This is a genomic window from Afipia sp. OHSU_II-C1, from assembly GCF_000497575.1.
In the GTDB taxonomy this organism is placed as follows: domain Bacteria; phylum Pseudomonadota; class Alphaproteobacteria; order Rhizobiales; family Xanthobacteraceae; genus Afipia.
The window spans coordinates 491,235-505,742 of sequence record NZ_APJI01000006.1 but is presented as its reverse complement, the minus strand read 5'-3'; the positions used below and the strand labels follow the sequence as shown (position 1 = coordinate 505,742).

The 14,508-nt window shown below is 61.4% G+C and carries 17 protein-coding genes; 15 read left to right on the top strand and 2 right to left on the bottom strand.

The window, feature by feature from the left end; translation table 11 throughout:
- Positions 1 to 59 precede the first annotated feature (59 nt).
- The 14 genes from urtB to I554_RS0107630 all read left to right on the top strand — a co-directional run bounded on the left by urtB (position 60) and on the right by I554_RS0107630 (position 12,292).
- Complete coding sequence (gene urtB, locus I554_RS0107700) at positions 60 to 1,616, top strand: urea ABC transporter permease subunit UrtB (protein ID WP_051358615.1); 1,557 nt, start codon at positions 60 to 62, stop codon at positions 1,614 to 1,616.
- Positions 1,613 to 2,794 carry an urea ABC transporter permease subunit UrtC gene (urtC, locus tag I554_RS0107695; RefSeq protein WP_024576938.1) on the top strand — a complete coding sequence of 394 codons (1,182 nt, stop codon included), beginning with the start codon at positions 1,613 to 1,615 and terminating at the stop codon, positions 2,792 to 2,794. The genes urtB and urtC overlap by 4 nt, the downstream gene beginning before the upstream one ends.
- Positions 2,795 to 2,799: 5 nt before the next feature.
- Positions 2,800 to 3,561 carry an urea ABC transporter ATP-binding protein UrtD gene (gene urtD / locus I554_RS0107690; protein WP_024576937.1) on the top strand — a complete coding sequence of 254 codons (762 nt, stop codon included), beginning with the start codon at positions 2,800 to 2,802 and terminating at the stop codon, positions 3,559 to 3,561.
- A 61-nt stretch (positions 3,562 to 3,622) separates the two neighbouring features.
- Positions 3,623 to 4,318 (top strand): urea ABC transporter ATP-binding subunit UrtE, encoded by a 696-nt coding sequence (gene urtE, locus I554_RS0107685; protein WP_024576936.1) that lies wholly within the window; start codon positions 3,623 to 3,625, stop codon positions 4,316 to 4,318.
- Between the two features lie 31 nt (positions 4,319 to 4,349).
- Positions 4,350 to 5,186 (top strand): urease accessory protein UreD, encoded by an 837-nt coding sequence (locus I554_RS0107680; RefSeq protein WP_024576935.1) that lies wholly within the window; start codon positions 4,350 to 4,352, stop codon positions 5,184 to 5,186.
- A gap of 27 nt (positions 5,187 to 5,213) precedes the next feature.
- Positions 5,214 to 5,516 carry an urease subunit gamma gene (locus tag I554_RS0107675; RefSeq protein WP_024576934.1) on the top strand — a complete coding sequence of 101 codons (303 nt, stop codon included), beginning with the start codon at positions 5,214 to 5,216 and terminating at the stop codon, positions 5,514 to 5,516.
- 10 nt (positions 5,517 to 5,526) lie between these two features.
- Positions 5,527 to 5,832 carry an urease subunit beta gene (locus I554_RS0107670; protein ID WP_024576933.1) on the top strand — a complete coding sequence of 102 codons (306 nt, stop codon included), beginning with the start codon at positions 5,527 to 5,529 and terminating at the stop codon, positions 5,830 to 5,832.
- Between the two features lie 31 nt (positions 5,833 to 5,863).
- Positions 5,864 to 7,579 carry an urease subunit alpha gene (gene ureC, locus I554_RS0107665; RefSeq protein ID WP_024576932.1) on the top strand — a complete coding sequence of 572 codons (1,716 nt, stop codon included), beginning with the start codon at positions 5,864 to 5,866 and terminating at the stop codon, positions 7,577 to 7,579.
- Positions 7,580 to 7,616: 37 nt separating this feature from the next.
- A complete protein-coding gene (locus I554_RS0107660) occupies positions 7,617 to 7,916 on the top strand; it encodes a putative quinol monooxygenase (protein WP_006022719.1) in 300 nt (99 codons plus the stop codon).
- Positions 7,913 to 8,212: a putative quinol monooxygenase gene (locus I554_RS0107655; RefSeq protein WP_024576931.1), complete on the top strand. Its 300-nt coding sequence runs from the start codon at positions 7,913 to 7,915 to the stop codon at positions 8,210 to 8,212. The genes I554_RS0107660 and I554_RS0107655 overlap by 4 nt, the downstream gene beginning before the upstream one ends.
- A gap of 10 nt (positions 8,213 to 8,222) precedes the next feature.
- Positions 8,223 to 8,798 (top strand): urease accessory protein UreE, encoded by a 576-nt coding sequence (locus I554_RS26295; RefSeq protein WP_081710747.1) that lies wholly within the window; start codon positions 8,223 to 8,225, stop codon positions 8,796 to 8,798.
- The gene (locus tag I554_RS0107645; RefSeq protein WP_024576929.1) at positions 8,779 to 9,510 is read left to right on the top strand and encodes an urease accessory protein UreF; all 732 of its coding nucleotides are present in this window, start codon (positions 8,779 to 8,781) and stop codon (positions 9,508 to 9,510) included. Before I554_RS26295 ends, I554_RS0107645 begins: the two co-directional genes overlap by 20 nt.
- Before the next feature lie 13 nt (positions 9,511 to 9,523).
- Positions 9,524 to 10,165, top strand: a complete 642-nt coding sequence (gene ureG, locus I554_RS0107640; protein ID WP_024576928.1) for an urease accessory protein UreG — start codon at positions 9,524 to 9,526, stop codon at positions 10,163 to 10,165.
- A 474-nt stretch (positions 10,166 to 10,639) separates the two neighbouring features.
- Positions 10,640 to 12,292, top strand: a complete 1,653-nt coding sequence (locus I554_RS0107630) for an HWE histidine kinase domain-containing protein (RefSeq protein ID WP_024576927.1) — start codon at positions 10,640 to 10,642, stop codon at positions 12,290 to 12,292.
- Between the two features lie 210 nt (positions 12,293 to 12,502).
- Here the strand turns inward: I554_RS0107630 and I554_RS0107620 are convergent, their stop codons facing one another.
- Positions 12,503 to 13,051 (bottom strand): sigma-70 family RNA polymerase sigma factor, encoded by a 549-nt coding sequence (locus tag I554_RS0107620; protein WP_024576926.1) that lies wholly within the window; start codon positions 13,049 to 13,051, stop codon positions 12,503 to 12,505.
- Complete coding sequence (locus I554_RS26290; RefSeq protein WP_081710749.1) at positions 13,051 to 13,269, bottom strand: NepR family anti-sigma factor; 219 nt, start codon at positions 13,267 to 13,269, stop codon at positions 13,051 to 13,053. The genes I554_RS0107620 and I554_RS26290 overlap by 1 nt, the downstream gene beginning before the upstream one ends.
- A gap of 229 nt (positions 13,270 to 13,498) precedes the next feature.
- Here I554_RS26290 and I554_RS0107615 point away from each other — a divergent pair, with 229 nt between their 5' ends.
- Complete coding sequence (locus I554_RS0107615; protein ID WP_024576925.1) at positions 13,499 to 14,299, top strand: response regulator; 801 nt, start codon at positions 13,499 to 13,501, stop codon at positions 14,297 to 14,299.
- Positions 14,300 to 14,508: the final 209 nt, after the last annotated feature.

Below are 14,508 nucleotides of genomic sequence, written 5' to 3'. Positions count from 1 at the left end.
GTCACGTGTTTTTCTCATGTCTTCATCGCTGCCGTGCGGCAGCCATTGCGCTGATATTGATGATCGTCTCGGGCGTGCCGGTGCTGGCTGGTCCCTTTGAAGATGCCGTCGCGCAATTCGCCAACGATTCATTTTCCGATACCGAAGCCGCCGTCGGCGCGCTCGCGACCAGCGGCAATCCGCTCGCATTTCCGATCATCGACGCGCTTCAGGATGGCCGCCTGCTGGCCGATCCGCAGAGCAGGAAGGTTTTCGTCAAGGACAAGAGCGGCAAGGTCACCGACGCCGCGACCGGAGAGGCTGCGACCGCGCCATCGGGCGCTGTAGCGGTACGACTCAACAATCGCCTGCGCCGCACCGTTGAGGCCGCGCTCGGCGGATTGACGCTGCTGTCTCCCGATCCCGCCAGGCGTATTCAGGCGGCGCAATCCGTTTTCAAGACACATGACGCCGCATTCCTGCCGGTCATTGAAGGCGCGCTGCAGAAGGAAACCAACAGCGGCGCGAAGCGGGCCTTTGCTGAGGCCAAGGCCGCGATCGTGCTGTTCGATCCGAAGGCCTCCGAAGCCGACAAGCTCGATGCGATCTCGGTGATCCGGGATCGCGGCGATCAGGAAGCGCTGGCGCTGTTGACGGGCCTGTCGTTCGATCCGGCGTCCGCGCTTGGACGCGTCTCGGCGTCCGCGATCAGTTCGATCCAGAGCAACCTCGCGATCTGGGCCACCGCGCAGAACGCATGGTATGGCCTGTCGCTCGGCTCGGTGCTGCTGCTGGCGGCTATCGGCCTTGCCATCACCTTCGGCGTGATGGGTGTCATCAACATGGCGCACGGCGAGATGGTGATGATCGGCGCTTACGTCACCTTCGTGGTCCAGGAACTGATCCGCACCACCAATCCCGCCCTGTTCGATTACTCGCTGCTGATCGCCGTGCCGCTCGCCTTCCTTGTAGCGGGACTCATTGGCGTGATCATCGAGCGGACCATCATCCGCTTTCTCTATGGACGCCCGCTGGAGACCCTGCTCGCGACCTGGGGATTGTCGCTGGTGCTGCAGCAGGCGGTCCGCACCATGTTCGGTCCGACCAACCGCGAAGTCGGCAACCCGTCGTGGATGAGCGGCGCGTTCGAGATCGGCCAGATGACCATCACCTACAACCGGCTCTGGATCGTGGTCTTCACCATTGCTGTGTTCTTCATTCTGCTCGGCATGCTGCGCTTCACCAGCCTCGGGCTTGAAATGCGCGCGGTCACGCAGAACCGCCGGATGGCGGCGTCGATGGGCATCGCCACCTCGCGCGTCGATGCGCTCACCTTCGGTCTCGGTTCCGGCATCGCAGGTATCGCGGGCGTGGCGCTGTCGCAGATCGACAACGTCAGCCCCAATCTCGGCCAGAGCTACATCATCGACTCGTTCATGGTGGTGGTGTTCGGCGGCGTCGGAAATCTCTGGGGCACCCTGGTCGGCGCACTGACGCTCGGCATGGCCAACAAGTTCCTCGAGCCGGTGGCGGGGGCGGTGCTCGGCAAGATTGCCATTCTGGTGCTCATCATTCTGTTCATCCAGAAGCGGCCGCGCGGCCTGTTCGCGCTCAAGGGCCGGTCGGTGGAAGCATGATGCCGTACCTGCTCACACGCTCGCTCAACAAGAGCGCGACGGTCTTTCTGCTGATCGTCGCCGCTGTCGGCATTCTCGTTCCGCTGTCGAATCTGCTGTTGCCGGCGTCGTCGCCCTTGCAGGTGCCGACCTATCTGATGGCGCTGTTCGGAAAGTATCTTTGCTACGCCATTCTCGCGCTCTCGATCGACCTGATCTGGGGCTATTGCGGCATTCTCTCGCTCGGCCACGGCGCGTTCTTCGCGCTCGGCGGTTACGCGATGGGCATGTACCTGATGCGGCAAATCGGTTCGCGCGGCGTCTATGGCAACCCGGTGCTGCCGGACTTCATGGTGTTCCTGAACTACAAGGCGCTGCCGTGGTACTGGTACGGCTTCGACATGTTCTGGTTCGCGGCGCTGATGGTGCTGCTGGTGCCGGGACTGCTCGCCTTCTGCTTCGGCTGGCTGGCGTTCCGTTCCCGCGTCACCGGTGTGTATCTGTCGATCATTACCCAGGCGATGACCTACGCGCTGCTGCTGGCGTTCTTCCGCAACGACTTCGGCTTTGGCGGCAATAACGGCCTGACCGATTTCAAGGACATTCTCGGCTTCAATGTGCAGGCGCAGGGGACGCGCGCCGTGCTGTTCATCCTGTCCTGTATCGCGCTGGCCCTCGCATTCCTGATTTGCCGCGCCGTCGTCACATCCAAGCTGGGCAAGGTGCTGATCGCGATCCGCGATGCGGAATCCCGCACGCGCTTCCTCGGGTACCGTGTCGAAAACTACAAGCTGTTCGTGTTCACCCTGTCGGCCTGCATGGCCGGCGTAGCCGGAGCGCTGTACGTCCCGCAGGTCGGCATCATCAATCCCGGCGAATTCGCCCCCGGCAATTCGATCGAGGCCGTCATCTGGGTGGCGGTCGGCGGCCGCGGCACGCTAACCGGCGCTGCGCTCGGCGCCATCGTCGTGAACTATGCGAAGACGGTGTTCACGTCCGGCGTGCTCGCGCCGTACTGGCTGTTCATGCTGGGCGCACTGTTCATTCTGGTGACGCTGCTGCTGCCGAAAGGTATCGTCGGCACCGTCAAGGACTGGTGGGCGGGCCGGCGGGAGCAACTCGCCGCGGACGAAATCAGCGCAGCAGCGGAAGACGGCGTCACCAAACCGGGTCTCACCAAACCAAGTCTGGCGGAGTAGGGCGCATGAACGTCATGGACACCCGCGCGACGTCGGCCATGCTCTACCTCGACGGCGTGCACGTCTCGTTCGATGGCTTCCACGCCATCAACAACCTGTCGCTGGTCATTGCGCCGGGTGAGATGCGGGCCATCATCGGCCCCAACGGCGCCGGCAAGACCACGATGATGGACATCATTACCGGCAAGACCAAGCCGGACGAGGGCGATGTGCTGTTCGACGGCAAGACCGATCTGACGCGACTCGACGAGACGCAGATCGCCGAGCTTGGCATCGGCCGTAAATTCCAGAAGCCGACAGTGTTCGAGAGCCAGACTATCGAGGACAATCTGCTGCTGGCGTTGAATGTCGATCACAAGGTGCGTGGCACGCTGTTCTGGCGCGAAACGCCGGATGAAAGCGAGCGGATCGAGCGCGTGCTTGAGACCATCCGCCTGAAGGATTCACGCGATCGCCTCGCGGGTGCTCTGTCGCACGGGCAAAAGCAATGGCTCGAGATCGGCATGCTGCTGGCGCAGGACCCGAAACTGTTGCTGGTCGACGAGCCGGTGGCGGGGATGACGGATGTGGAGACGCATCAGACCGCCGAACTGCTGAAAGAGATCAACAAGGAAAAGACCGTCGTTGTCGTCGAGCACGACATGACATTCGTGCGCGAACTCGGCGTCCGCGTCACATGTCTGCACGAAGGTTCGGTTCTCGCGGAAGGCACGCTCGATCAGGTGTCGTCCAACGAGCGCGTCATTGAAGTGTATCTGGGGCGTTAGCGCATGATCCCGAAAAGTGGGTACCGGTTTTCGGGCAAGATCATGCGCAGAAAGTAAAGCTATGTTGGATGTCAAAAACATCACGCTCTACTACGGCGCAGCGCAGGCCTTGCGCGGCGTGTCGCTGACGGCAGAGCCCGGCAAGGTCACCTGCGTGCTCGGCCGCAACGGGGTCGGCAAGACCAGTTTGCTGCGCGCCATGGTCGGGCAGTATCCGATCAAGGACGGCTCGATCACCTTCGATGGGGCCGATATTGCCGGCCTCAGGCCGTATGAGCGTGCGCGCAAGGGGATGTCGTTCGTTCCGCAGGGCCGGGAAATCTTTCCGTTGCTGACAGTGGAAGAAAACCTCAAGACCGGATTTGCGCCGCTGAAGCGCAACGACCGCACCATTCCCGACGACGTGTTTTCGCTGTTTCCAGTTCTGCAAACCATGCTGGGGCGGCGCGGCGGCGATCTCTCGGGCGGGCAGCAGCAGCAGCTCGCTATCGGCCGTGCGCTGGTGATGCGGCCCAAGCTCCTGCTGCTGGATGAGCCGACCGAAGGCATCCAACCGTCGATCATCAAGGACATCGGCCGTGCCATTTCCTATCTGCGCAGCCTTGGCACCATGGCCATTGTTCTGGTCGAACAGTATCTCGACTTTGCCTGCGAGCTCGGCGACAATTTCGCGGTCATGGATCGCGGTGCGGTGAAATTCACCTGCGACCGCAGCAATCTGGATCCCGCCGAGATCAGCCGTCAGATGGCGCTGTAACGCGCGGGATTTTGCAGGGACTGGCAGGCGGATGCGGGGCGATATCACACCAACGGTGTCCGAGACATTCGCGGCTAACCGTGCGGTCGGCGCGGTGAAGTTCGATGTGCATCTGAAAGACGGCGCCACGCGCCGCCGCCAGTTGCATGAAGAAGGCTCGCTGCGGGTGCGGTTTCCCTCCCCCGAGCAGCAGGGGCTTTCCGCAGTGTTCGTGAACACGGCCGGCGGGGTCGCAGGCGGCGACCGCTTCGATATCGACATCGCCGCCGGGGATGGCGCCCATCTCACCGTGACCACGGCCGCTGCGGAAAAGGTCTACCGTTCTCACGGGCCCGAAGCCCAGGTGAACATTGCGCTGCGCGCCGCGGCCGATGCGCGGCTGTGCTGGCTGCCTCAGGAAACCATTGTGTTCGATCAGGCCCGGGTCCTGCGCCGGATCGACATCGACCTAGCGCAGAGCGCGTCGCTTCTGCTGTGCGAAATCGTTGTGTTCGGGCGCGCCGCCATGGGCGAGATCATGGCGCACGGCAGTTTCACCGATCGCTGGCGGATGCGGATCGGCGGCAAGCTTGCCTTTGCCGAAACCATCCGGCTCGAAGGCGACATTGCGGCCAAGCTGGCCCGCCGCGCTGTCGCGAACGGCGGCGTCGCCGTCGGTACGGCGTTGATCGTGCCGGGCGATGAATCCATCGTCGAGCACATCCGTGAAGTCTCCGATGCATTCGGGGCCGAGGCCGGGGTCTCGGCGTGGAACGGATTTGCAATGGCGCGTTTCTGCGCCCAGGATGCGGCGCGGCTCCGCGCCGATATGATGAAAGTGCTGGAACGTGTGAGCCCATCGGGCTTGCCGCGACTTTGGCTTAACTAGAATTCAGATAAACCGGATACTGCCCGCATGAATTTGTCTCCTCGCGAAAAAGACAAGCTCCTGGTTTCCATGGCCGCCATCGTCGCGCGGCGGCGCCTCGAACGAGGCGTGAAGCTCAATCATCCTGAAGCGATTGCGATCATCTCGGATTTCATCATTGAAGGCGCGCGTGACGGCCGCACCGTCGCCGAATTGATGAAAGCCGGTGCGGAGGTCATCACGCGCGAGCAGTGCATGGATGGCATCGCCGAGATGATTCACGACATTCAGGTCGAAGCGACGTTCCCCGACGGGACGAAGCTGGTCACCGTTCACGAACCCATTCGTTGAGGACTTCAGGATGATCCCCGGTGAACTCTTCATCAAGGACGGCGATATCGAACTCAATGCCGGCCGCAAGACGGTGACGCTGACGGTGGCCAACACCGGCGACCGGCCCATTCAGGTTGGTTCGCACTATCATTTCTTCGAGACCAATCCGGCGCTGAAGTTCGACCGCAAGAAAGCGCGCGGCATGCGGCTCGACATCGCGGCGGGGACAGCCGTTCGCTTCGAGCCGGGCCAGACGCGCGAGGTCAATCTCGTCGCGGTGGCTGGTAAACGTACGATCTACGGTTTCCGCGGCGATGTGAGCGGCAAGTTGTGAGCGGCATCAATTTCAGGACAGGGGCATACTAATGGCCACCAGAATTTCTCGCTCCGTCTATGCGGACATGTTCGGTCCCACGACAGGGGACAAGGTCCGGCTGGCCGATACCGACTTGATCATCGAGGTCGAGAAGGATTTCACCGTCTACGGCGAAGAAGTGAAGTTCGGTGGCGGCAAGGTGATTCGCGACGGCATGGGCCAGTCGCAGATCACCAACAAGCAGGGCGCGGCCGATACCGTCATCACCAATGCGCTGATCGTGGACCACTGGGGCATCGTCAAGGCCGATGTCGCCATCAAGGACGGCTACATCTCGGCCATCGGCAAGGCGGGTAACCCTGACATTCAGCCCGGCGTCACCATTATCATCGGTCCCGGCACCGACATCATCGCGGGTGAAGGCAAGATCCTCACCGCCGGCGGCTTCGATTCGCACATCCATTTCATATGTCCGCAGCAGATCGAACATGCGCTGATGAGTGGCGTCACGTCGATGCTTGGCGGAGGCACAGGTCCATCGCACGGCACCTTCGCGACCACCTGCACACCGGGACCGTGGCACATGGCGCGGATGATCCAGTCGTTCGACGCGTTTCCGGTCAATCTCGGCATTTCCGGCAAGGGCAACGCCTCGCGTCCCGCCGCGCTGGTGGAGATGATCAAGGCCGGTGCGTGTGCGCTCAAGCTCCATGAAGACTGGGGCACCACGCCCGCCGCCATCGACAACTGCCTGTCGGTCGCCGACGACTACGACATTCAGGTCATGCTGCATTCGGACACGTTGAACGAATCCGGCTTTGTCGAAGACACCGTCAAGGCGTTCAAGGGTCGCACCATCCATGCCTTCCACACCGAAGGCGCGGGGGGCGGCCACGCGCCGGATATCATCAAGGTCGCAGGTCTGAAGAACGTCTTGCCGTCGTCGACCAACCCGACCCGACCGTTCACCCGCAACACCATCGACGAGCATCTCGACATGCTGATGGTCTGTCATCATCTCGATCCGTCGATTGCGGAAGATCTGGCCTTCGCCGAAAGCCGCATCCGCAAGGAGACCATCGCGGCAGAGGACATCCTTCACGATCTCGGCGCGCTGTCGATGCTGTCGTCGGACAGTCAGGCGATGGGCCGCCTCGGCGAAGTCATCATCCGCACCTGGCAGACCGCCGACAAGATGAAGAAGCAGCGCGGTTCGCTGCCGGAGGACAAGGGCAAGGACAACGACAATTTCCGCGTGAAGCGCTACATCGCGAAATACACCATCAACCCTGCGATCGCGCATGGCGTGTCGAAGCTGATCGGTTCGGTCGAGAAGGGCAAGATGGCCGATCTCGTGCTGTGGTCGCCGGCGTTCTTTGGCGTCAAGCCCGATCTGATCGTCAAGGGCGGCTCCATTGTCGCAGCTCCGATGGGCGATCCGAATGCGTCGATCCCGACGCCGCAGCCGGTGCATTATCAGCCGATGTTCGCCGCCTACGGCAAGTCCCTCACCGCGTCGTCGGTGGTTTTCACGTCGAAAGCGGCGATTGCAGGCGGGCTCGCCAAGAAACTCGGCATCGACAAGAAGCTCTACGGTGTTTCAAACACGCGTGGCCGGATATCGAAGAAAAGCATGATTCACAACGGTGCGACCCCGAATATCGAGGTCGATCCCGAGACCTACGAGGTGCGCGCCGACGGCGAATTGCTGACCTGCGCGCCCGCGGAGGTCCTTCCCATGGCGCAGCGCTATTTCATGTACTAGGGTCCCGGCCTTAACAGTAAAAGCCGGGAGGATTACCGTGATCTACGTTGTTGCGACTTTGACCATCAAGCCTGAAACGCGTGCGGACATGATTGCCGCCGCGAAAGCCTGCATCGCCGAGACCCGCAAGGAAGCCGGGAACATCGCCTACGATCTGCATGAGAGCGTGACAGATCCCACCAAGCTGGTCTTCGTCGAGCAGTGGGAAAACGCCGAGGCGCTGGTGCCGCACCGCAAGGCCGAGCACATGAAGACGTTCGGACGCGTGGTCGTGAATTGTCTCGCAGCGCCGCCGAAGATCGAAGTCATTACGCCGGCGAACGTGGAGGTTCGATGATCTACGTCGTCGCCACCACCAAGGTGAAACCGGAAGGCCGCGAGGCCTTCATCGCTGGTGCGAAAACCTGCATCGCCGAGACCCGCAAGGAGAAGGGCTGCATCTCCTATGAGCTCCATTCCAGCGTGAATGATCCGAACACCCTGGTCTTCGTCGAGCGCTGGGAAACGCGCGATGATCTCACCGCGCACAGCCGCGCGCCGCATCTGAAGGCGTGGCGCGAACTGTCCGCGCCGTTGAAAGCCTCGCCGACCGAGATCGAGATCATCAGCGGAGGCGAAGTCCAGAAACTATGAGCACGCCGTCATGATCCGCGCGACGCAGGTTCGCCCGCCCGGCAGTTGGACCGGGGCTGCCGACACGGTGGTCCTCGGTTTCGACGACCGGCACCGGCGCCGCATGGCCATGACCGGTACGCGAGGGCTGGAATTCCTGCTGGACCTGAAGGAAGCCGTCGCCCTGCGCGGCGGCGATGCCCTGGTGCTGGAAGACGGGCGACTTATCGAGGTGGTCGCCGCGCCCGAACCGCTGGTGGAGATCCGCGGCACCGATCCGCATCATCTGGTGCGGGTCGCCTGGCATCTTGGGAATCGTCACTTGCCGACACAGATCATCGGCAAGGGCCTTCGCATCCGCCGCGATCATGTGATCGAGGACATGGTGCGCGGCCTCGGCGCGCGTGTGATCATCATTGAAGCGCCGTTCGATCCCGAGGGTGGAGCGTATTCCGGTGGCGGTCATGGATCGCATGGTCATGATCATCACGGTCACGGCCACCACGATCATGCGCGCCATGACCATAATCACGCGCACGATCATGGTCACGGCGGGCATGACCATGATCATCACCACGGTCATTCCCATGCTCATGACCATAAATGAGCGCGATCAGAATGGCGTCGAATCCGGGGCGGAGGAGTCGGCTGCGCTCTTTCGCCTGATGACATGGCTGTCGCCGTCGTTTCCGGTCGGGTCGTTCTCCTATTCCAGCGGCATCGAGTGGGCGGTCGAAGCTGGCGACATCAAGGACAGGGCGACATTGCAGGACTGGCTCGCCGCGATGCTGCTGGAGGGCGCCGGTTTCTGCGACGGCCTGTTTCTGTGCCACGCATGGCGCGCCGCCGAGGTGGGTGACGGTGGGACGCTGGGCGAGATTGCCGAACTTGCCGCGGCTTTCACACCGTCGCGCGAACGGCATCTGGAGACAACGGCGCAGGGCCGCGCCTTTGTCGAGATTGCCCGCTCGGCCTGGAATTGCGAGGCGCTGGATTTGCTATCCGCGCATGTGACGGGCCCGGTCACCTACCCGGTAGCCGTGGGAGTTCTCGCGGCGGGGCATGATATTCAGCTGTCTTCGACGCTGCATGCGTTTCTCCACGCCACGACGTCGAACTGGATATCGGCTGGCGTGCGTCTCATCCCGCTCGGGCAAACCGACAGCCAGCATGTGCTCGCCGCACTTGAGGGCGCGATCGCCGCGACGGCGGAGAAATCCTTGCAGGGTTCGCTGGACGATCTCGGCAGCGCGACGTTCCGCGCCGATCTCGCCAGCATGCGCCATGAAACGCAGTACACGAGGCTGTTTCGATCTTGAGAAAGATGTCCCTATGAGCACCAGCATGAACGGACCGTTGCGCGTCGGCATCGGCGGACCTGTCGGATCGGGCAAGACCGCCCTGATGGACCTGCTCTGCAAGTCGATGCGCGAGCGTTACGAGATCGCGGCCATCACCAACGATATCTATACAAAGTGGGACGCGGAGTTTCTGGTTCGCTCAGGTTCGCTGACGCCGGATCGCATTGCGGGCGTGGAGACCGGTGGCTGTCCGCATACGGCGATCCGCGAAGATGCCTCGATGAATCTCGCGGCAGTGGCCGACATGCGGGTCAAGTTTCCCGATCTCGATCTTGTGCTGATCGAATCCGGCGGCGACAATCTGGCGGCGACCTTTTCGCCGGAACTGGCCGACCTGACCATCTATGTGATCGACGTTGCGGCGGGCGACAAGATTCCGTCCAAGGGCGGCCCCGGCATCACCCGCTCGGATCTGCTGGTGATCAACAAGATCGATCTCGCCCCCCATGTCGGCGCCTCGCTCGAGAAGATGGACACCGATGCGAAGCGGATGCGGGGCGAGCGCCCCTTCGTCATGACCAACCTGAAAAAGAGCGAAGGGCTGGATCGCATCATCCGCTTCATCGAGGCAAAGGGCGGCCTTCAGGTTTCGGTTCCGGAGAAGGTTAACTGAGGCAACGCCTGCCTTTCTGCACAGGGGGTGCGTCCTTCCGCATCGGTATTTTCTGGAACGCCTGGGTGGCCGGAGTGTTAGTCATGCATGAAGCATTCTGTTTTCGCAGCAGCATCCGGCAGAGACTATAGCGGCGTCTTTCTTGGCGCGGTTCTGCTTGGAATCGTCGCCGTCGTCGTCGGGCTGGCCCTGGTTGTTGCCTAGCCTGCCGTTCGTGCGGGCTACGGGGGAGTTGCGCCGGATTTACCATGAGCGCTGAGAGGTATATTTTCCCGTCGCTGGAACCATCTGTCAGCGCTTACATTAATCCATTCGCGACCCATTCAAGCCGTGCCGGTTCGTTTGCCCGAACGATCCGTCAGTTCAGAGCACTCATGACCTGCAGTTCGGTATCTGCGTACAACGTCGATTTTTGCCAGGCCGGCCTCGCCGGCCGGTGTCATTTTTCATCCCTTCTCCTTTTCGAGTAATTGCGTGCTCCGTCTCGGTTTCATCATCGGACTGATGGCGATCATCGGACTGGTCCTTTCCGGTCTCGCTGCCATGAAGGTTTACGACCAGGAACTGTCCATCGGACAGACCACGCTGGCGCGCGCGGTCGATACCCACGCAAGTCTGGTTCAGGAGCGGCTGAGTGAGCGCGAACTGCTCGCCCGTGTCGCGGTCGGATTGTTCCGCTCGCCGGCGGGCAACATGGCCAATGCACTGCAGCCGTTGCGGTCGTCGATTTATGCCTTCAAGACCGATTTTCTTGTCGCAAGCTGGGTGGCCCGTATTCCGCGTGCCGATTTCGGCCGGGCGCAGAACGAACTGAAGGCTGCCGGTTTTCCGAACCCGACAATCCGGAACTTCAACGACACGCCGTTGAATCCGGTGGCGGTACCCGATCCGGCGACCGTGGTGATGGATGTCGAGCCGCAGAACGATGAAACCAAGACCTTTGTCGGTCGCATGCTGAATAATCATCCGGTGATCGCGGAGATGTTCAATCGTGCGGTGGAGGAGGACAGGCCGGTATCTTCCGATCCCTTCGTGCTGCTGCGTACCGGTGGTCCCATGGGCATCGTGCTGGCCTCGCCGGTACGGGCGGATACGAGCCCCACCGTTGCAGGCTTTCTGACCATATCCTATCGGCTGGCGCCGCTGATGCTCACCAATGACGAGTTGTCGTTGTTCTCGGTGGCGCTGCGCGATCCGCGCAATGCTTCGGACAATCTGACCTCCGACGCCGACGGAAACGTCACATCCGTTCCGCTGCAACTGGATGCCGACAATCCGCCGCTGCTGCGTGTCGTGTCCTTCGGCGCGCGGGACTGGACCCTGATCTACTACGCAAAAACCAATGTGGCGACGCGGGCGCAGGAACTGGCAGCGATCGTGTCGCTGATCGGCGCGGCGCTGACCCTCATTTTCTGCGGCCTGTTCGGATACGTGTCCTACAACAACGTCCGGCTCAGCCGGGAGATCCAGACCCGCATCGACTTCGAGCGGCGGCTGACCGCCGTGATCGATGAACTCAATCATCGCGTAAAGAACATTCTTGCGGTGATCCAGTCGATCGTGACCCGCACGATGCGTCATGGCGCCGACGTCGATATTGCGCGCGATCTCCTGATCGGCCGGATTCACGCGATGTCGCATGTCGTGTCGTTGCTCAGCGAAAGCCAGTGGCAGGGCGTCAAGCTCAAAGGACTGTTCGAGTCGCGTGCGATTCCGCACGCGGATCGCATTGCGCTCACCGGGCCGGACATCACTGTCAGTGCGCGCGCGGCGCAAAGCCTGTCGCTGCTGTTCTTCGAACTGGCATCGCATGCGGATGAAGGTTTATCGCTGGTCGGCAAGCATCCGCATATCGTCGCCGGCTGGACGGTGTCCGATGGACCTGATGCGGTTTTCCATTTCCGCTGGGAGGAATTCAACACCAGCGCAGCCACCCGCCGTGCGGACAGCGAATTCGGTCTCGTGCTTCTGGACCGCGTTGCGCCCGAGGCGCTGGGCGGTGCGTCGAAGCGTTACTTCACGGATGTCAGCTACGTTTATGAGCTCACCGCTCCGATGGAGACCGTGGTGGACGAGGCTGAAATGGATCGCACCGAGCGCATCGGCAAGCCGGTGAAGAAGCGTTGATCCAGGCCGACGCAGGAACAAACTTTCGCGCGAAGAATTAGGCAGCAGGTGTCACGCGAAGGAAAGTTCCATGGGACGATACCTGCTGTTGTGGTTTCTCGGAATTCCTATTCCCGTTCTGATCCTGATCTGGGCCTTTGGCGGCCTCAACTAATCGCAAAAGCGGCCACCTGCGGGTGGCCGCTTTTTCATTTGCAGTGAGGTGGCAGGCTAGCCGCCGCCTCCGCCGATCACGGCGCGAATGGTGTTATCCGGCCCGAAGTCCTCCGCACCCTCGACATAGAGCAAGGCGCTCAGCTTCGACCGCGCGCGATTGACGCGGCTCTTGATGGTGCCGACTGCGCATCCGCAGATCGCCGCGGCATCCTCATAGGAGAATCCGGATGCGCCCACGAGAATGAGCGCTTCTCGTTGATCCTGCGGAAGCTTGTCGAGCGCGGTCCGGAACTCCTCAAACTCGAGGTGCGAGCCCTGGGCTGGCTGTGACTTGAGCGTCTTGGCATAGCTGCCATCGGCATCCTCGACCTCACGCCGCCGCTTGCGATAGTCCGAGCGAAACAGATTGCGCAGGATTGTGAACAGCCACGCTGGAAGATTCGATCCCGGCTGGAACGAGTCGATATGCGCAAGCGCACGCAGCAGCGTTTCCTGCACGAGGTCGTCGGCGCGGTCAGCATTGCCGCTCAGCGAAATAGCGAACGCACGCAGACTAGGAACAGTGGCGAGGATATCATCGCGAAGTGAATCAGTGAGAGGCATTAGTCCCTCCCATCTTTTGTCGGTTCTCCGGATATCTGTGAAGCCGCCTCTTGTGAATCAAGCTGACGAATCAGATCGGCAAAGCGATCCGGTACTCCTTGACGCACGACATCGTCGTACATGGCGCGCAACTGATGTCCGATCCTGGATTGAATTTCGGAATTCAGCCCTCCCGGCTTGCCCGGTGGCCTGCTTGACGGCGGCTTTTGATCTTTCATTGGCTTTATCCGTTTTTCCCCATGAGCTAACTCGCTAAAAACACGGGAGTTTTTGTCCCCCCGGCGAAGCGTTAGCCCGCCTGATCCAGTCATAAACGGGAGGGTGAGCGGAAAGTTCCGACTGGGAGGAACTTTTCTCCGATTTATGCGTAGATAGTCCGAAGCGGGGGAACCGGCGGTCAATCGCGCTGTCGGGCCGAACCTGAATTGATGACCGATTGGAGGGGGTATGTCTCGTTCTCAGCTCGTAGCTGAACATTTGCCACTGTTGCGGCGGTATGCCCGCGCTTTGACCGGAAGCCAGGCATCAGGAGATGCCTATGTCGCAGCCATGCTTGAAGCCCTGCTGCAAGACCCCTCGCTGCTGGAAGAAAAATTCGGGCCGCGCGTCGGGCTGTTCAGATTATTCACGCAGATCTGGAATTCGGTGTCCCTGAATGAGAACACCGACAAGGGTCCTGCGCAGGCGTCCGAGCAGCGGCTGTCGAATCTGACGGCGCTTCCGCGTCAGGCTTTCCTGCTGTTGTCGCTCGAAGGTTTCTCGGAAGAGGAAGTCGCCCACATCCTCAACACCGAAATCACACATGTTCGTGAACTGGCGGATTCCGCCGGCCGCGAACTGGCCGCCGAAATCGCGACCGATGTGCTGATCATCGAAGACGAAACATTCATCGCGATGGATCTCGAGAGCCTGGTCAAGAATCTCGGACACAATGTCATCGGCGTCGCCCGGACCCATACCGACGCCATTACGCTGGCGAAGTCGAAGAAGCCCGGTCTGATCCTGGCGGATATTCAGCTGGCCGATGGCAGTTCGGGGCTCGATGCAGTGAATGAACTGCTGAAGACGTTCGAGGTGCCGGTGGTCTTCATCACCGCATATCCCGAGCGGTTTCTGACCGGCGAACGGCCTGAACCGGCCTTCCTGATCTCGAAGCCGTTCCAGCCGGCCATGGTGTCCGCCGTGGCGAGCCAGGCCCTTTTCTTTCAGCGCAACTCCCGTAGCCGTCCCAAGGCGGCGGCTTCCTGAGGCATCAGGCATTGCACAAAAAGCCGGAACGCGGGTTTGCCGTGTTCCGGCTTTTTCTATTCGCAGTCCAACGCAAACAAAGAAAAGGGGTGCGGTCGGCATCACCACGACCACACCCCCGTACGCCGGTCGATTAGGGGCAGGGGGATTGACCGGCTCTGGAAAAGACGCCGGTCTCACGAAAGTGTTCCCAGCCAGAGGCGCTTTTT